The 18,249-nt window shown below is 61.0% G+C and carries 17 protein-coding genes; 6 read left to right on the top strand and 11 right to left on the bottom strand.

Going from position 1 to position 18,249, the window contains the following annotated elements; translation table 11 throughout:
* Positions 1–4 precede the first annotated feature (4 nt).
* The 4 genes from ACFELO_RS06810 to dusB all read right to left on the bottom strand — a co-directional run bounded on the left by ACFELO_RS06810 (position 5) and on the right by dusB (position 5,634).
* Entirely contained in the window at positions 5–2,149 is a 2,145-nt protein-coding gene (locus ACFELO_RS06810; RefSeq protein WP_440959786.1) for an ATP-binding protein, read from the bottom strand.
* Positions 2,150–2,300: 151 nt separating this feature from the next.
* Positions 2,301–3,575 (bottom strand): response regulator, encoded by a 1,275-nt coding sequence (locus ACFELO_RS06805; RefSeq protein WP_440959785.1) that lies wholly within the window; start codon positions 3,573–3,575, stop codon positions 2,301–2,303.
* On the bottom strand, positions 3,572–4,618 hold the full coding sequence (locus ACFELO_RS06800; RefSeq protein WP_440959784.1) for a two-component system sensor histidine kinase NtrB: 1,047 nt from the start codon (positions 4,616–4,618) through the stop codon (positions 3,572–3,574). Before ACFELO_RS06800 ends, ACFELO_RS06805 begins: the two co-directional genes overlap by 4 nt.
* Positions 4,615–5,634, bottom strand: a complete 1,020-nt coding sequence (gene dusB, locus ACFELO_RS06795) for a tRNA dihydrouridine synthase DusB (protein WP_440959783.1) — start codon at positions 5,632–5,634, stop codon at positions 4,615–4,617. The genes ACFELO_RS06800 and dusB overlap by 4 nt, the downstream gene beginning before the upstream one ends.
* A 173-nt stretch (positions 5,635–5,807) precedes the next feature.
* On the opposite strand from dusB, the gene ACFELO_RS06790 reads away from it, so the two are divergent.
* From ACFELO_RS06790 to ACFELO_RS06780, 3 genes are all read left to right on the top strand, one after another.
* Entirely contained in the window at positions 5,808–6,011 is a 204-nt protein-coding gene (locus tag ACFELO_RS06790) for a hypothetical protein (protein WP_440959782.1), read from the top strand.
* Between the two features lie 108 nt (positions 6,012–6,119).
* Positions 6,120–7,265: a bifunctional 2-C-methyl-D-erythritol 4-phosphate cytidylyltransferase/2-C-methyl-D-erythritol 2,4-cyclodiphosphate synthase gene (locus tag ACFELO_RS06785; RefSeq protein WP_440959781.1), complete on the top strand. Its 1,146-nt coding sequence runs from the start codon at positions 6,120–6,122 to the stop codon at positions 7,263–7,265.
* Positions 7,262–7,747, top strand: a complete 486-nt coding sequence (locus tag ACFELO_RS06780; RefSeq protein ID WP_440959780.1) for a CinA family protein — start codon at positions 7,262–7,264, stop codon at positions 7,745–7,747. Before ACFELO_RS06785 ends, ACFELO_RS06780 begins: the two co-directional genes overlap by 4 nt.
* Here the strand turns inward: ACFELO_RS06780 and ACFELO_RS06775 are convergent.
* Entirely contained in the window at positions 7,739–8,260 is a 522-nt protein-coding gene (locus ACFELO_RS06775) for a type II toxin-antitoxin system RatA family toxin (protein WP_440959779.1), read from the bottom strand. The genes ACFELO_RS06780 and ACFELO_RS06775 overlap by 9 nt on opposite strands.
* 8 nt (positions 8,261–8,268) lie before the next feature.
* Positions 8,269–9,249: a lipoyl synthase gene (gene lipA / locus ACFELO_RS06770; RefSeq protein WP_440959778.1), complete on the bottom strand. Its 981-nt coding sequence runs from the start codon at positions 9,247–9,249 to the stop codon at positions 8,269–8,271.
* A gap of 125 nt (positions 9,250–9,374) precedes the next feature.
* Here lipA and ACFELO_RS06765 point away from each other — a divergent pair, with 125 nt between their 5' ends.
* From ACFELO_RS06765 to ACFELO_RS06755, 3 genes are all read left to right on the top strand, one after another.
* On the top strand, positions 9,375–9,680 hold the full coding sequence (locus ACFELO_RS06765) for an autorepressor SdpR family transcription factor (RefSeq protein ID WP_440959777.1): 306 nt from the start codon (positions 9,375–9,377) through the stop codon (positions 9,678–9,680).
* Positions 9,667–10,272 carry a hypothetical protein gene (locus ACFELO_RS06760; protein ID WP_440959776.1) on the top strand — a complete coding sequence of 202 codons (606 nt, stop codon included), beginning with the start codon at positions 9,667–9,669 and terminating at the stop codon, positions 10,270–10,272. Before ACFELO_RS06765 ends, ACFELO_RS06760 begins: the two co-directional genes overlap by 14 nt.
* A gap of 151 nt (positions 10,273–10,423) precedes the next feature.
* Entirely contained in the window at positions 10,424–12,118 is a 1,695-nt protein-coding gene (locus ACFELO_RS06755; protein WP_440959775.1) for an alpha/beta hydrolase family protein, read from the top strand.
* On the opposite strand, the gene ACFELO_RS06750 is transcribed toward ACFELO_RS06755, so the two are convergent.
* From ACFELO_RS06750 to ACFELO_RS06730, 5 genes are all read right to left on the bottom strand, one after another.
* Entirely contained in the window at positions 12,115–12,621 is a 507-nt protein-coding gene (locus ACFELO_RS06750) for a DUF6702 family protein (protein WP_440959774.1), read from the bottom strand. The two genes, ACFELO_RS06755 and ACFELO_RS06750, sit on opposite strands and share 4 nt — an antisense overlap.
* Complete coding sequence (locus ACFELO_RS06745; RefSeq protein ID WP_440959773.1) at positions 12,621–15,062, bottom strand: M1 family metallopeptidase; 2,442 nt, start codon at positions 15,060–15,062, stop codon at positions 12,621–12,623. The genes ACFELO_RS06750 and ACFELO_RS06745 overlap by 1 nt, the downstream gene beginning before the upstream one ends.
* Positions 15,063–15,179: 117 nt before the next feature.
* Entirely contained in the window at positions 15,180–16,433 is a 1,254-nt protein-coding gene (locus ACFELO_RS06740) for a hypothetical protein (protein ID WP_440959772.1), read from the bottom strand.
* Between the two features lie 12 nt (positions 16,434–16,445).
* Positions 16,446–17,297 (bottom strand): hypothetical protein, encoded by an 852-nt coding sequence (locus ACFELO_RS06735; RefSeq protein WP_440959771.1) that lies wholly within the window; start codon positions 17,295–17,297, stop codon positions 16,446–16,448.
* A gap of 190 nt (positions 17,298–17,487) precedes the next feature.
* Positions 17,488–18,177 (bottom strand): hypothetical protein, encoded by a 690-nt coding sequence (locus ACFELO_RS06730; protein ID WP_440959770.1) that lies wholly within the window; start codon positions 18,175–18,177, stop codon positions 17,488–17,490.
* Between the last annotated feature and the right edge of the window lie 72 nt (positions 18,178–18,249).

Here is an 18,249-nt window from a genome sequence, read left to right as displayed (position 1 = left end):
GTGTTCAAGCCTCCGCCTGCGCCGTCGTTTCGGGCGCGTCCGTGTCGGGTTCAAGCAAGGGAAAGACCATTCTGACCACCGCGCCGCGTTCCAGATCAGGACGATCGTCCAACTCCAGCCGTCCGCCATGGTCTTCCATGATCCGGCGAACAATCGCGAGGCCAAGTCCGGTGCCCTTGGCGCGGGTGGTCATATAGGGTTCGGTCAGGCGCGCCCGGTCATGTACAGGCCAGCCCAATCCATTGTCGGTAATCTCGATGACGGCCTGGGATCCGCCGGCTCCGACAGATACGGCAATGCGTCCGCCCGCCTTCGCGCCTTCATCTTCCATCCGCGCTGAAACGCTTTCGGCCGCATTCTTGAGCACATTGGCGAGCGCCTGCCCCACAAGCCGGGAGTCGCATTCGATGATGATCGGCCCGCCCTGAATGGTGAGCAGAACCTGAAGGTCGGGTGACGCCACCCGCTGGGCGAAGACGCAAGAATTGGCGATATCGACGAGATCAGAGCTTTCCATCTTCGGAGCCGGCATGCGGGCGAAGGCCGAGAACTCATCCACCATCCGGCCGATATCACTCACCTGCCTGACAATCGTGTCGACGCACTTGTCGAAGGTCTCAAGACCCTCTTCCTCGATCTGCTTGCGATAACGACGCTTCAGTCGCTCAGCTGACAGCTGGATCGGGGTCAGCGGGTTCTTGATTTCATGCGCGATCCGGCGCGCCACATCCCGCCAGGCGGCGCTGCGCTGGGCGGCGACCAGACGTGAGACATCATCAAAGGTGATCACCACGCCGCCATCATCATCCTGAGCTGCGCGAACGCTGAGATTGACGGTCGCTCCGCCCTCCTCGGAAATCTCGATCTGACGTTCCGAAATATCGTCCGGCCTGCGATGAACCGCATAGAAGACGTCAGAAAAGTCCGGCAAAACCTTGTCGATCATATCGCCGACCAGCTCTCCGGGCTCTCGGCCCAGAAGCTGCGCGGCCGAGCGGTTGACCAGAGAAATGCGGCCATCGGGCTCCAGGCCGATCACCCCGGCGCTCACTCCGGTCAGCACCGCCTCGATGAAAGCGCGACGGCGTTCTGATTCCGCATTAGCTTCAAGCAACGCGCTACGCTGGCTCTCAAGCTGCCGGGTCATCCGGTTAAAAGCGCGACTGAGCGCTGCGATCTCGTCATTGTCGCGCGCCACCTGGACGCGAGCACTCAGCTCACCGCGACGCACGAGTTCAGCAGCCGCCACCAGACGGCTCACCGGCGACACCACTTGCGCGGCGGCGCTGAGCGCCAGCCAGACCGCGCCGAGGAAGACCAGGATCGCTGCGAGCGCATAAACGAAGAAGAAGCTGATGCGCATCTGCTGTTCGCTGGCGATCGCCTCACGGAAGGAATGCGTGGCGTCCTGAGCGGCGACAAGCAGCGAGAAGTCCACATAGACCAGTGAATAGAGGTACGCGTCCTCATACTCGGGCATGCGCAACAACAGACGCACAAAGTCTGCGCCATCTTCGCGCAGAACCGGCGCAGAAGCGCTGATATCGCCTTCATTGGCGATCTGCAGCATCTGCTGCGACGGCGCTGCGAAAGGCGGCGTATCCGGCGCTTCCTCGCTTCGGGCAAGGATCGTGGCCTGGGAATCGATGACATAAATCACCGGAAGATTACGCACCCGAGCCTGTGTCGTGAGATAGGCGTTATATCGGATGCGTTGATCCTGCAGCGATTGCACAGCGTCCGGATAGGACAGGTCCTGCAGCATGCCGTTCATGTGCGATCGAGCACCTTGCAGCGCGACCTGTGGCCACTCATTGCCAAGGTCAGCGGTGGTTTCGACCAGCGTATTGACCCGCTCTGCGAACCAGAATTCCACACCGCGATTAAGCACCAGCGCCTGAAAACCCGCCATCAGAACGGCGGGAACCACTGCGGCGACGGCAAAAAGCGTGATGAAACGGACTTGAAGGCGCGGGGTTGCAGACGCGCTGCCATTTCCGCCCCTGAGCTGCTCCATGACCCTGAGATAGACCGCGATGGCCAGTACGCCGAGCAAAGCGGCGACGATGCACATCAGGGTGATGAAGCCCCAGCCTCCAGGGCCAAAGCGGCCCTCGTGGAACACTGACAACAAAGCAAGCAGGACCACGCCTAGCGCCGCGACAACGAAGCCAAGCAGGAATAGCGTTGATTGTCGCCAAGCTGGATTGCCCGCAAACTTTGGCAAGTTGCGCGTCTCCTTGCGTCCCCTCTGAGGACAGCTTGGCCTAGATGTGACGGAAATTCAACGGGTGTGACTTCTAGGTCTCATCGCCGCCTGCTTCGAGAGCCGCGAGCCTGCGAGTGAGCGTATTTCTGTTCAAACCCAATAGCTTGGCCGCATCCTGACGAATCCCGTTGGTATTTTCTAGCGCTGCGGCAAATAGGCCTCGGTCCACAGCGAGCTGGGCTTTCTCTCCGATATCCGCCTCGCCCTGAGCCAGACAGGCCCCGAAGAATCGCGCCGCGGCATCCGCCAGATCCGTTCCCGGGTCACGGCCGCTGAACTCGTGGATGGCCGCTTCTATCTCGGTCTCACGCAGAGGGCCGCGTGCGCCTTGCATGCTGAGATGCAAGGCGACCCGCTTCAGCTCCAGCACCTCGCCGGCCCAGACCTGATTGTTGATATAGGAGCGCACCTTGTCATCCATCTCGCGAGGGGGCGAATGCTCCGCCAGAAAATGCGAGAACAATAGCGCCCGATCCTCGCCGCGCTCGCGCAGAGGCGGGAGCTGAACCCGGCCAACCGCCAGGTGCGAGAGAAGGGCTGGACGGATATGACGCGCAATGTCAGACGTCGCCGTCGCCAGAATGCGCGGCGTGTCACCACGCGGGGTTTCCAGCGCCTCAAGCACCCAATCCTGCGTCTCCTCATCCCAGGCATCGGCGCGACGCAGGATCAGCGCACCACCCGCAGCGGCTTCCAGAAGCGCCGCTCCCTCCCGACGCATACGCGCCGGACCGGCCTCAATCATCGGACCCATCGCGCCGGATTCAGAGACCAGCACCCGTGCGCAATGCGTGCGGCCGCTGCCCTCAGGGCCGGTAAACAGGACGGGTGATGAGGTGCGCGCCAATCGCCCCAGAGCCCTGAAGGCCTCCTGCATGGCGGGCGAACGCCCGACCAATCCGCCAAATCCCGGTGATTGCGGCGAACCGGAGGACGGGGCCACATCCTCCAGTGAGCGTTTAATAATCGCGACCATATCATTGAGATCAAACGGCTTTGGAAGATACTCAAAAACACCCGCCTTCCCCGCTTCTATCGCGGTTCGAGCCGTTGTCTGAGCGCTCATAATGATGACGGGAATATCCGGCCGAACCCGGCTCACCTCATCCAGGCGATCCAGAAAGCTCTCACGCCCCAGCAAGACATCGGCAAGAAGAACGTCGACTTCCCGACGCACCAGACGCTCCAGTGCAGCATCCGCAGACGCCGTGGCACGGACTTCAAATCCGGCGCGTGACAGGGCTTTGGCGATGACAAGCCGCAGGGATTCGTCGTCTTCGAGGATCAGCACCCGGTGGGCCATCATCCGTCCTCACGCTCTATGGGCAGATAGAAATGAAACACCGTGCGCCCCGGTCTGGTATCATACTCAACCCCACCATTGAGAAGATCAGCGACACGACTGACAAGCGCTAGGCCCAGACCTTCTCCCGCAGGTTTGCCCGTAACGAACGGATTGAAAATCGCATCCCGCAGCGTTTCATCCACGCCTGGACCGTCATCCTCGATCGCGATTTCAAGCCGCGCATCCGGCGCAGGACCGCCAGGCAAAGGGTGCCTGTAGCGCGTGTAGACCTTCACCCGTCCACCACCCTGGCTCGCCGCTTCGCCCGCATTGATCAGCAGATTCAAAACCGCCTGAGAGACCAGATCCCGGTCAGCTCGTGCATCGGGCAAGGAGGGATCAAAATACTCAAGCCAAACAACATTGGGCGCCGCTGACGCCCGGGCGGACCGAACGGCTTCACGTACAAGCGCATGCAGATTCACAGTGCCAAGCCGGGGTGGGCCAATATCGCCGACCCGGCTCCAGCGCTCCGCAATGCGCCTCGCCCGGTCAAGCTCGGTGATGATAAGGGTCGCCAGCTCCCGGCTCTCCTCATCCTCACTCTGGGCGATCAGCTGGGCCGCGCCCCGTGCGCCGGCCATCGGGTTCTTCAATTCATGCGACAGCATCATGCCAAAGCCCGCCGCCGCGTTCGCCGCGATCTCGCTGCGCGCGCCCCCGCCCGATTCCGGCCACGGGCGAAGACAGACACAGACCCCTGTTTCATCAGGCGAAGCATCCACTGAGATTCTCAGCGCCCGGTCTTCAATCCCCACCGGCAGATCATGACCATAGACAGAGCGGTTCTCGGCTAGCGCGCGACGCGCCAGTTCGCATGCGGCCAATCCGACTGGGCCAGTCTCTTCAAGCGATTTGCCAATCAGTCGACGGCTGGATTGGCCAAAGAGGGTTTCAGCCCGCAAATTCGCAAAGACGATAGCGCCCGCGCTATCAAGAAGAACCAGCGCAACGGGTGCGGCTTCAGCGGCGCGTTCGGCCAGAGAGGGAGGAGGCGCACTCAAGCTGCACGCGCCCGCTTGGTTCGCGCGAAAGCCATCAGCTCTTCTCGGGCGTCTTGTTCATTGCGGGCCCGGCACAAGCGTCCCCGCCATTCGCGGGCATCGTCATCATCGGTCAGCGCCCAATCCACAAAACTCGCAAAATGCTTACGCATCGTACGGACGCCCAGGTGCTCACCGTACAATGTCACGCTATCGGTCAGAGCGTCCGCCAGAGCCTGAGCGCCCTCCTCAAGTCCCGGTTCACAGAACGTCTGGCCGTCACACAATACATCGGCGATTGCGCCGGGCAGCCAGGGCCTGCCCTGGGAGGCGCGCCCCACCATGACTCCATCAGCCCCCGAAAGCCGCAAGGCTTCCCGGGCCTGATCAGGCGTTTCGATGTCGCCATTCACGATCAGGGGGATGGAGATGGATTCTCTCACACGGGCGACTGCAGACCAGTCCGCCTGGTCCTTGTAAAACTGCTGTCGTGTGCGCCCATGAACGGTGACCATCTGAACACCTGCATCCTGTGCGCGACGTGCAAGTTCCGGGGCGTTCAGGCTGTCATGGTCCCAGCCCAGACGCATTTTCAGTGTTACGGGGACGGACACGGCCTTCACCGTGGCTTCAACAAGGGTCAGCGCGTGATCGAGGTCCCGCATCAGGGCCGAGCCGCTTAGCCCCCGTGTCACCTGGCGCGCCGGGCAGCCCATATTGATGTCGATAATGTCCGCACCAGCCTCCTCGGCCAGACGCGCCCCCACCTCCATCCAGTGCGCTTCCCGACCGGCAAGCTGGATGACATGAGGCCCGCAATCGTCATCCGCGCGCATGCGACGGATGACGTCCTCGCGCCCCTGCGCCAACGTCTCACACGCCACCATTTCGCTGACGACAAGCCCTGCGCCGAACTTGAACGCCTGCTTGCGGATCGGCCAGTCGGTCACCCCCGACATGGGCGCGAGCAATACCGGACGCTCAACGCGAACAGGACCGATATCGAAACAGGAAAGAAGGGGCTGAGAAAGCGACATAAGTCTGAAATACCGTGTCTGGGTCCACTCTTCCAGAGAGGGTGTGAAATATCAGAGTTCATGGCATCGCGCTTTCAGCAAGGCCGCGCCAATAGCACTCCTGAGAGGAGATTGACTCGAGAGCTATATATTCTCAGGGTTGTTTTCTTGCTGCTGATAATCGGGAGACACCAATGACATCCATCCGTTTCATGCTCGGCGCTGTCGCACTGGGCCTGTCCGCACTGCTCGCCACACCGGCCGCACAGGCCTCCACCATTCCTGAGGACGCTGTCGTTCTGTCATGCACGCCGGTCGGCGCTTTCTGGAGCGTCCGCATCTACCACAATGGCGCAATCTACGACGTCTTCAGCGATTACTGTCCGCTGAACCCCTGATTCAGCGTTGCGCTCATCAGGACTGGCGCTCGGTCAGCCCGAACGCTGGACGACGTGCTCTGAATTGCCTATCGCTGCAAAGGCAATAACAAGGATGAGCGCCTCGTCATGGGCTATACCGCATGCATCGTCGCCGCCGGTCGTGGAGAACGCGCTGGCGGCGATACGCCCAAGCAATTTCGTATGCTGGCGGGTCGCCCCATGCTGAGCTGGAGCATAGAGCGCTTCGCCTGCGACCCCGCATGCGGCCAAATCATCATTGCCCATGCCCCCGGTCAGGCCGAGCAGGTTCGCGCCTGCCTTTCTGGTGCGCGCGCCGATCTGGTTGAGGGCGGCGAGACGCGAACTGCGTCGGTTCGAAATGCGCTGTCGCTGGCCCGGAGCGACACCGTGCTCATCCACGACGCCGCGCGCCCGATGCTCTCTCAAACGATCATTGCTGGCTTGCTGGACGCGCTCAAATCCCATGACGGCGCTGCGCCCGCCCTGCCTGTCTCCGACGCGCTCGTGCGGGATGCAGATGAGGGCGTGACAGCCGTCAACCGTGAAAACCTCTACCGCCTGCAAACCCCGCAGGCCTTCCACACGGACCGTCTTCGCGAGGCGTTCTCGGCAGCGCAGTCCGATTACCCTGACGAAGTGTCTCTGGCGCGCTCGCAAGGGCTGACTATTGACCTCACCCAAGGTGAAGAGGCGAATTTCAAGGTGACCTATCCGCAGGATTTTGAACGCGCCGAACAGCTTCTGAACAGGTCAGCGGTTCAAACTCCTGTACCGGTTACGATCACCGGCTTGGGCTATGACGTTCATCGGATGGCCTCAGGAGACGGGGTCCATTTGTGCGGCGTGTTCATCGAGTGTCCGTACCGACTAATCGGTCACTCGGACGCGGACGCCGGACTTCACGCCATTACCGACGCCCTGCTGGGTGCGGCCGGGCTCGGTGACATCGGAGACCATTTCCCCCCAAGCGACAATCAATGGAAAGGCGCGGATTCAGCCATGTTCCTTGAGCATGTCGTCAAGATCGCCGCAGAGGCCGGCGTCCGCCCGGTGCATGTGGATGTGACACTGATTTGCGAACGCCCGAAAATTGGCCCGCACAAATCGGCGATGAAGCATCGCGTCGCTCAAATCATGGGTCTTGACACCAGACGTGTAAACATCAAGGCAACCACCACTGAACAGCTGGGCTTTACGGGTCGCGGCGAAGGCCTGGCGGCGGAAGCCATCGTGACGGGCTTAGCATCATGAGTGCCGCGAACAGCTATGCCCGGCAGGTTATCGAGTTGGCCCGGACGCGCGGCGTGATGATCGCCACCGCTGAATCCTGCACAGGCGGCCTCATCGCTGGCGCGCTGACCGATATCGCCGGATCCTCAGCCGTGGTGGATCGCGGTTTCGTCACCTATTCCAACACGGCAAAAATGGAGATGCTGGAAGTCTCACCACAGACGCTCCACGCCCATGGCGCAGTCTCATCGCAGACCGCAGCGCAAATGGCGAATGGCGCCCTGATCCACAGCCAGGCCAATCTCACCGTTTCAGTGACCGGCATTGCAGGCCCCGGCGGTGGAAGCGCCGATAAACCTGTGGGTCTGGTCTGGTTTGGTCTGGCTCAGGCCGGAAAGCCGACCCGTACGGTGAGCCGCCGTTTCGGTGAAGTGGGACGGGAGCGGGTGCGTGCTTTGACCGTTGAACAGGCGCTCAAGCTACTGATCGATGCCCTATCCTGACATCCCGGTAGGCTCAGGGATTGCAGCAAGCGCCGGGCTCAGATCGAAATCAGGTTCGCCCACCTTGTCATAACGATTGGCGGCCTCGTCCTCAAAAGCGCTGATCAGATACCGGATTGCCCGAGCACGGTTGCCGTCGAGCAGCATCTGCAGGACCGGGTTCTTGAACGCATAGCGAATCCAGAAATCCACCAGCGTCGACCCATCCTCCAACCGGTGAAAGTCCCAGTGCGTTGCGAGCTCGTGAAACGGACCGGACAGATAGGCGACGTCGATTGTACGCGCTTTCCGGTCGAGCTTGACCCGGGTCGTGAAGCCTTCACGCACGAATTTGAAGCGTACGCGGGCTTCAGCGTCCAGTTCCCCGACGCCCTCCGTCACCCCGTCATGGGTGATACGCATGGCGGTGATCGGCTTGATGAACTCCGGATAGCGCCGAACATCACTAACCAGCTCGAAGAGATCCTCCGGCCGGTAGCGCAAGCGCATCCGTTCGACGTGTTCGGCGCTCATGGAACTCTCTAGACGGTTTTGCCCGACGCCAGCGCCGCTTCGCGGGCGGCGCGCATGCGCTCGAAATCATCTCCGGCGTGATAGCTGGAGCGTGTGAGAGGACTGGCAGACACCATCAGGAAGCCCTTGGCGCGGGCAATGGTCTCATAGCTCTTGAATTCTTCGGGCGTGACGTAACGATCGACAGCCGCGTGTTTGCGGGTCGGCTGCAGATACTGGCCGATGGTCAGGAAATCGATCCCGGCCGAGCGCATATCATCCATCACCTGCATCACTTCTTCCTTGGTCTCGCCAAGGCCAACCATGATGCCCGATTTTGTGAACTGGCTGGGATCGCGTTCCTTCACCCGCTCCAGAAGACGCAGGGAATGGTAATAGCGCGCACCCGGACGAATGCCGAGATAGAGCCGCGGCACGGTTTCCAGATTGTGGTTGAAGACGTCCGGCTTGGCGTCGATCACGACTTCGGCTGCGCCCGGCTTGCGCAGAAAGTCCGGCGTCAGGATCTCGATGGTCGTGCCCGGCGCGGCTTCACGGATCGCCCGGATCACCTGGGCGAAATGCTCTGCCCCGCCGTCTGACAGATCATCCCGATCAACGGACGTGATAACGACGTGCTTGAGCTCCATGGTCGCGACAGCATCCGCCACGCGACGCGGCTCGTCCGTGTCCAGCGCATCGGGCAATCCCGTCTTCACATTGCAGAAGCTGCAAGCGCGGGTGCAGGTCTCGCCCATGATCATGAAGGTCGCATGCTTTTGCGACCAGCATTCACCGATATTCGGACAACCCGCCTCTTCACACACCGTGACCAGGTTGTTGTCCTTGACCACATTGCGGGTCTCGGAAAACACGCCGCCAGCGGGCGCCTTGACGCGAATCCAGTCCGGCTTTCGCAGAACGGGCGTATCCGGACGCTTCTGCTTTTCCGGGTGGCGCGCGGCGCGAGCGTCGTGCGCGGCGGTGCGGGATGTAATCAGATTGACCATAGGCCCCAAATAAGCCTCCCCGCCCCCCGCATCAAGCGTCGTGACAGCGCACCCTGATCACATAATTAGACGTTTCTCGAATTATTCCCTTGCCATCAATTCGACGATTAGCTAATCATCTACTCATGAGCAATGTATTCAAAGCCCTCTCCGATCCGACCCGTCGGCGTGTTCTGGAGCTCCTCAGGGAACGCCCCATGACAGCGGGCGAACTCGCTTCGGAGTTCGACGTCTCCAAACCGACGATGTCGGCGCACTTCGCCGTGCTCAAGGACGCCAACCTTGTAGACGCCACCAAAACCGGAAAGACGATCACCTATCGCATCAAGCTGAGCGTGCTCGAAGACGCCCTGCTTGGTTTCGCGAAGACCTTTGGCCTGGGTGAGGGTCGATCTGACAGCGCAAAGGATGAAGACCATGGCGCAAACTAAAGCCCCGTTCTATTCCACCGCCGCGGTACTGGCCCTGGCCTTTCCACTTGCCGGCGTCATGGCGGTGCGTGAGCCTGACGAAGCCTGGATGTTCATCCTCGCCTCCGTCTTCATGCCGGTCGCCTGGCTGATCGTTGAAACCCTGAAGTTCAGCAATCAGGACAACGCACCCGCAGAGGAAGATCGTGTCACACTCAGGCAATCAATCCGGTCGGCCGGCATTCTGATCCTGATACCTCTGGCGCTGACGGTCCTGTTCACTTCAGGACTGGAATGGATCACGGACGCCTGGGAAACCCGCATTCTGGGCTACGCTTTCGGTATCGCGTTGATTGTGATCGCAAACGCCATCCCGAAACGCCCTGCGTCCCTGAGCCAGAGCGGCGCAACCATGGCGCAACGCCAGTCCATCGCCCGCTTTTCCGGTTTGGTGCTGATGTTGACCGGCGCGTTCTACATCCTCGCCTCATTCATCACACCGCAGGATTACGCTCCCTTCGTCCTGAGCGCCGTGGCTGTCATCGGATCCCTTCTGGTGGTCGGTCGATGCCTGATGGCCATGGTCGGCTCAAAGACTGAAGCAGACGCCTGATAAACAGCCGGAGCGCCAAGCGCTCCGGCGCCTCCCACACGACGACACGGCCCCACAGCCCGCTTTGCGGCTGACGGGAGAGCTGTGTCCGGATTTCACAGAAAGGTCCTCCCACATGCCCCGTAAATCCAAACCCCTCTTCACAGTTATCGTGAGTGAGATTCTGGTCCTGCTGGCGTCAGCCATCGCCAGTGCGCAAACCCCGGACGAGCTGACCGGAGACTGGCTCGCGACCCTGCAGACACCGGGCGGCGATCTGCGCCTGCAAGTCACTGTCTCCGAAACGGCAGACGGCACACAGAGCGCTGTCCTTGAAAGCCTGGATCAGGCGCCGGGTCAGCAAATCCCCATCAGCGCCGTTTCGATCTCAACCGAGCGCTTCACCTTCTCCCTCAATGCTATCGGGGCGGAATTTGATGGCGCATGGAATGCAGCAACCCAAAGCTATGACGGCGTATTCAGTCAGGGCATGCAAATTCCCACCAGCTTCGCCCGCCCCTCAGAGCAGACCGCTCACATCATTGAGGGTCTGGATGGTCGCTGGGAAGGTCAGCTCGTGCGCAGCGACACCACACTCGATTTCGCCCTGAAAATTCAAACATCCGGTGAAGATACCCGTGCGACCCTCGATTCCATCTCCCAAGCCGCCTACGACATTCCCATCACGAATCTGAACCGCATCGGCGACACGGTGTCTTTTCAGGTGCCCGCGGCCAATGTGACCTATCAAGGCCAGCTGGAAGGGGACCGTATGAGCGGTGACTGGATGCGTCCCGGTTATGACACCGTGACCGTGACGTTCGACCGGGTCTCCAACACGGTTGAGGCCCCCAACCGCCCTCAAACCCCGCAAGCGCCCTTCCCCTACATCATCGAGGACGTCCGTATTGATAACCCCGATGCCGAGGGCGTGACGCTGACAGGCAGCCTGACCCTGCCTCAGGGAGACGGACCGTTTCCGGGCGTAGTGCTGATCTCGGGATCAGGTCCGCAAGACCGCGACGAGACCGTCTGGACTCACCAGCCCTTCGCCGTTCTGGCGGACCATTTGACCCGTCAGGGGATTGCTGTGCTTCGCTATGACGACCGGGGATATGCCAACTCGACCGGCGAGTTCGCCAGCGCGACATCATACGACTTCGCGTCAGATGCTACAGCTGTTGCAGACTGGATGCGCAATCACCCCCGGATCAGTGCCGTCGGCCTAGCGGGGCATAGCGAGGGTGGATTGATCGCCCCGATCGTTGCGGCTCAGGAGGTCGACACCGCCTTCGTCATTTTGCTGGCCGGGCCCGGCACGCCAGGCCATCGCTTCATCATTGATCAGATCGTGGCGAACTCTGATGCCATGGGCGTTGACCCCGCTGATACCCAAGCGCGCGTTTCGGTCATGGAAACGCTGGTGGACGCGGCCCGTCATGCCCGCGACCAGGCAAGCGCCGAGGCTGCGCTGGACGGTCTGTTGAGCCAACAGAGCCTCGACACTCTGCAGGTGCCAGACGATCAAAAGCAGATCTTCATCAACTCCATGAGCCGCGACTGGTATCGAGCGCTAGTGAATTATGATCCGGCGGACTGGTTCTCGCAGATCGAACAGCCCGTGTTAGCGCTCCAAGGCTCGCTCGATCTCCAGATTGTAGCCGAGTCCAATGTAAGAGGATTGGAGATGATCCTGGCCGATCACCCGGACGCGCAGATCGTCATGCTGGAGGGGCGGAACCATATGTTCCAGAACGCTCAGACCGGCCTGATGACAGAATACGCCCAGATCGAGGAAACCATGGATCCCGAGGCGATGCAGATCATCGCCGACTGGATCAACGCCCGCTTCGGAGCCGAGCGTTAGAAGCGCGCCCGCCCCGGCGCCCGGTTGTCCGGTCCCTGGCTCAGGGACTGGACATCCTCGCCCAGGCGCACATTCGTCAGATTGGACTGGCTGGGCAGGAAATCGACCAGAAGGCGATTATCGATGACAACGGAACTGCCTGCGTGGGGCGCTTCACCGACAAAGTAGAAGAAGGTGAATTCACCATCCGGTTCGGCCCCGACAAAGCGTAGGGGCAAAGGCCCCTCACCCTCAACACGCATGGAGAACCGCGCCGCCGCATACGCGCCAAGACGCAGCAGACCCTGGCGGGTCTCATAGAGCTCGGCATCGTCAATGGCGTTGAAATCGATCGCCGGATAGAGGTCGTGTGTGAACAGGCGGTGGACCACCTCCAGCTCGCCCGACGTCTCGTTGATCGTGATGTCCGTCAGCCCGGCATGAAGCCTGTGCGCATAAGCGGAACTGGCCGCTGCGCAGAGCGCAACGGCCAGAACCAGAAGGCGAAGGACGCCGCGAACCATTACTGATCCCGCGTCCGGATGCTGCCGCGCTCGACGCGCAGATCCATGTCATCCATCAGCGACGAGGCGCTGGAAGAGCTGCGATAGACTTCCAGCCGGCTCGGCTGGATCTGGGCCGGATAATAGTTATCCGAACGATCTGCGTCCGCAGTTTCAAGATGCGGGTCCAGCTCGACCGAAACGACCTGCTTGTCGCTGATATAGCGCCAGATCGCGGAATCCGGATCGAAACGCCAGATCTCGGCCGGAATGCGCACTTCATCCGTGCTGCCGTCCGCGAAGGTGAACTCCAGGATCACCGGCATCACGACGCCGCCCTGGTTCTCAAGATTGATGAAGTAGACATAGCCGTCAAAATCAAGCGCTTCGGATTCATGCTCGGGCAGATCGCCGCTGCGCAGCTCTTCATAGGCTTCACGCTGGCGGTTGGTGATCACATGCGGATCATTGGCCGAATAGAAATCCTGAACCTCGGGGTTCTCGGCTTCATAGAACGCCAGACCTTCCTCGATATTGTTCTGCAGCGTCATGGAGTAGGCGCCGTCCGCCTCACGCTGGCGATCGAGCTCGTTCTCGATGTCCGGGTTCTCGGTGTTCACCGTACCCTCGGTGACCGAGGTGATGGCGATGTCCACATGGTCGGTGGAATAGAACCAGCCACGCCAGAACCAGTCGAGATCCACCCCCGAGCTTTCCTCCATCGTGCGGAAGAAGTCATACGGCGTCGGGCGTTTGAAGCGCCAGCGCTGGGCGTATTCCTGGAAAGCCCGGTCAAACAGCTCACGGCCCAGCACAGTCTCGCGCAGGACCACAAGCGCGGTCGCCGGCTTGCCATAGGCGTTGTTGCCGAACTGCGGGATGGAATCAGACTGGGTCATGATCGGCACCTGATTGGTGGAGACCATGTAGTTCGCAATCAGGTCCGGATCGCCGCGGCGGACCGGATAGTCTTCAGACCAGCGTCGCTCGGCCTGGAATTGCAGGAAGGTGTTGAGGCCTTCATCCATCCAGGTCCACTGGCGCTCATCGGAGTTCACCGTCATGGGGAAATAGATGTGGCCGATCTCGTGAATGATCACGCCGATCAGGCCGAACTTCGCCCGACGCGAATAGGTCAACTCGCCATCCTCACCGATCACCGGGCGGCCATAGCTTGCGCCGTTGAAGGTGATCATCGGGTATTCCATGCCGCCTTGCGGGCCGGAAATGGACTGCGCGGTGGGGTACGGATACGGGAAGGAGAACTCGTTATAGACGTTGATGGTGTGCTCGATGGCGCGGGTCGAATAGGTCGACCACAGCGGCTCGGCTTCGTTGGGATAGAAACTCATCGCCATCACGCGGTCCGGCGCCTGACCGGCCCCGTCCTGCTCGACGCCAACGGCGTCCCAGATAAATTTGCGAGAGGTCGCCCAGGCGAAATCGCGCACATTCTCGGCGTGGAACTCCCAGGTCGCGGTTGAGCGGGTGCCGCGACGCTCGTTCGCGCGCGCTTCATCCGGGGTGATGATGAAGACCGGCTCGTCTGCAGTGGCCGCCTCTTCCAGGCGTTCGCGCTGAGCTTCGGTCAGCACCGCTTCAGGGTTCTGAAGCTCGCCCGTCGATGCAACGACGAAATCCTGCGGAACGGTGATGGAGACGTCATAGTCGCCAAATTCCAGCGTGAACTCGCCCCGGCCCAGGAAAGCCTTGTTGTGCCAGCCTTCATAGTCCGTGAAAGCAGCCGCGCGCGGGAACCATTGCGCCATCTGATAAATGCAATCGCCGCCCTCACCCTCTTCGTCAAAGCATTCCCAGCCTGAACGACCGCCCACGACAGCGGTTTCGACAAGAACGTGATCCCAATTGATCGTGAAGGTGACTGAGTCGCCGGTCTCCAGCGTTTGCGGCAGATCAATGCGCATCAGGGTGTCGACCACGGTGTAGTCGAGCGCCGAACCATCTTCGAGCGTTACCGAGGCGACATTGAAGCCCAGGCCATCTTCTTCCAGACGGCGGGCGCGATGAAGCGTGCTGGCCGAAACGCCATCCACGGTCGCTGCGGCGCCCGTGCGAGAGTTGGCGCGGCTGTCGCCGCCCACGGTTTCAGTCATCACCGCAATGGAATCGGGGCGGAACCGGTTCTGGTCCATCAGGAACCAGAGATAATCCAGCGTATCGGGTGCGTTGTTGGTGTAGGTAACCGTGGCGGACCCGGTGAGAACCTTGGAGTTTTCGTCAAACGCCACGTCGATGTCGTAATCGACCTGCTGCTGCCAGTAATCCGGACCCGGCGCGCCCGTGGCGCGGCGTTCACGGGTTGGCGTGGGCCAATCCTCGTCCTCCATCTGGCGGAACGCGTCGCGCCAGTTATTGGTGGTCTGACGGATGGGATCAGCAAAGCTGGGCGCACTGACAACCAGTGCGACGCCAGCCGCCAGGGCGACTTTGAACAGAGACATGAGCGCTCCCCCGATTGAAGCATGTCTGCGGCTCTATGACCGCTTACGAACAAAAAAATCCCGGCCAACCTACTCGGTCGGCCGGGATTGTAACAGGGTAACGCTGTACTTAATTCATTACACTGCATCCATGTTCTGAGCCGGCTTCGTCCGGGAGAACAGGGCGATAGTCCAGGCTCCCAGACCGATGCAGAACACGATCATGCTGATCAGCCACCCAAAGAACGGGATCACCGACAGCAAGCCGATCACCAGCAAAGCCACCAGCATGGAGCCCGCCCGCAGGCCAAAGCTCGCCGCCTCACCCGTCCGGTTCATCATCAGGTCGCCAATGACGACTCCGCCGAAGACATAGGACAGGAACATCACGATCGGCAAAGCGAAGATCAGAAGGAAGGCCAGCGGAATGCCGATCACAGTGGCCAGCAGCAGGACGAACAGGGTCAGCGTCAGCACCGGCAGAACAGCCAGAACCACCAGGCCAAGCAGGCCAGAAAGCCAGGGTTGGCGACGGAACGCGCTGGCTACACTCGCCACACCTTTCGGGCTGGCCAGAGACACCAGCAGACCCAGCAGGAAGGCGCTGGCGGTGAAGACGCCGCCAAAAGCCCAGGGAGACGGTGCGAACCCGAAATCCTCGATGCCGATATTCACATTCGGATGATCGAAATCATGGTCCTCATCAAAGTCATATTGCTGGAAGTCCAGATCACCGACCTGTGCGCCTTCCGCCACTGACGGCGGCTTGGGCGAACGAATAGTGACAGGGCCCGTCAGCACGGCGCCGCTCTCGATCACCACGTCGCGGGCGCGGATCTCGACCGGGCCTTCAATGGTCCCGGAAATGACCACGTCACGGGCATGGATCTCGGCGCCTTGCTCCAGACGGCCTTCCATGTAGAGCTCGCGCGCACCGATCTCGGTCATGCCGGAAACGATGGCGTCCGCAGTGATGATCACCGTCGCGCCAGCCAAAGCAGCATCACCGGAGACGGTGCCATTGACCGTCAGATCAGCGCCGGCCGCGTCCAGATCATTGAAAATGTCTGCGCCCACACGAATATCTGCACCGGCCAGGCCGACTTCACCTTCAATGGCGCCATCAAGCTCGATATCGGCCGCAACAATCTGCACTTCGCCTTCGACCGTCACATCAATGCGCACATCCGCCGCGAACACGGTCAGATCGCCACCGACCCGGCCCTCAGCATTCACATCAGCCGCCAGCACCAGAACATCATCATTCTCGTCCAGCGAAAGATTGAGATCGCCGCCAACATACTGTCCCGCTTGCGCAGCGCCGCTTGCAGCACCGCAGAGCAGACCTGCCACCAGCAGGGAACCCATGTATTGTTTCAGAGACTTGAGCATCAAACCTCTCCTTTACGAGTTGCGTTCGCAACGCTGGCCATTGCGGGCCGTGAAAGTCATGTCTTGCGCGTGGGCGCCGTTCAGAAGCTGCGGCGGGGCATCGGCCATAACCTCAAGCGGACCGTTGACATCGCCCCGGATGACCACGCGCCGGGCGCAGATCATCCCGCCGACCGTGTCGCCATTGAGCTCGACCAGACCGTCTTCAGGGGACAGGCGCCCTCGCCCCGGATCCACATTCAGGATCATGGGCGCATTCAGCTCGCCATTGATCCAGACCGTCCGGGCGCTCAGATCGAGCTGTCCGTCGATGCGGCCATCCATCTCGAAATCCGCCGCATTCGCCCTGACGTCGCCACGCACATGGGCGTTGCGCGCCAGTTCCAGATCGGCCGCCGAAATATCTAGAGCCGCAAAAGCGCCAGAAAGTTCAGCGTCAGCTACCTGGGCGGAGAAACGTCCGCCAACCTGCCCTTCAAAGTGCAGGTCCGCAGCGCGAATTTCGACGGCATCGCCTACGCTGCCGCGCCAGCTGACGTCTGATGCGGTCAGCGTCACAGGGCCGTCCACATCGCCGGAGAAGGAGATGTCGGCCGCCGTTACGCTCAGAGCCCCGGCATGCAGCTCTCTCGCAACAAATTCTGCAGCGCTGGCCCTCAGACGACCGGCGACCTCACCTGACACGCGCACATCAGCGCCTGTCAGGCGGAAATCGCCTTCTTCGTCCAGAACCGCCGTAAAATCCCCGCCCTGCAGACTCTGATGGCTGCCTGAGGCGTAGGCGGGCGTACTGACCGTAACGTCGATGCAGCCGGTCAGCGCCAGGACGCTGGCGACCGCAGTGGTGAGGAGGAGACGTGTCATTTCGGGTTCCCCGATATTTCTTATATGACCAACCTTATCGAAACTCGATAACATATCGAAACTCGATAACAAAGAAGAATTTTCCGAAAAACGATAAATTTTTTGATCCGGGCCCGAGAAACTTAAGCCCGTAAAGAAAAAGGCGGCCTGCTCAGCAGACCGCCTTTTCAGCTCAGATCGGGGCAACGCTTCAGTATTCGCGGCAATCATCACCATTGCGCGGGGTGAAATCGATCATGTCCGCTTCAATGCCCGCCGGAAGATCAGGCGTGGAATCAGCCCGGACCCGCAAGATATCGCCAAGGGTCGCGCCTCGTTCGAAAATCACTTCATGGGCGCAGACCTCGCCGCCAGCGGCCAGATGGCCTTCGATGATCAGGCGGGACCGATCACTGCGTTCGCGCCCGAGGAAGCTCCGATCCCGGCCTGCGCCGGCGAAATAGACGGGAGCGGCATGATCGCCATGCAGGGTCATCGACCCTGCATTTGCGTGCACGGACTGCGCGTAACGGCCATCCAGATGGGCGTTGCCTGCGTTCACTTCGACTGGACCAAGATAAATGCCCTCAAGGTCTGCTGACCCCGCATTGATCTCACTGCGCCCGGCGACCTGACCGCTCACATCCACGCTGGCGCCATTGGCTTCGAGATCGCCGCCGATCTGCGCGCGCACATCAACAGAAGCGCCATTCATCTCGACCCAGCCGCCCACACGCCCTTCCAGCGTGATCGCCGCGCCGTTCATCTCGACATTGCCGTCCGTATCCACAGTGCGACGCCCGGCCAGACCATCAAATGTGGTGGTCGGCCCATCAGACGCCTGCACACAGCCGGTCAGCATCACGCCTACGATCGCAGCGCCCAAACTTGTCCGAAACATGCTCACTCTCCCTGACTGATCCATCCGCCTTCCGGGCGGGTCTCACACTACGATGCAGGCTCGAGCCGGTTT

It is taken from the genome of Oceanicaulis sp. LC35, assembly GCF_052055585.1.
Taxonomy (GTDB): Bacteria; Pseudomonadota; Alphaproteobacteria; order Caulobacterales; family Maricaulaceae; genus Oceanicaulis.
This window is presented reverse-complemented; position numbering and strand designations above follow the sequence as displayed.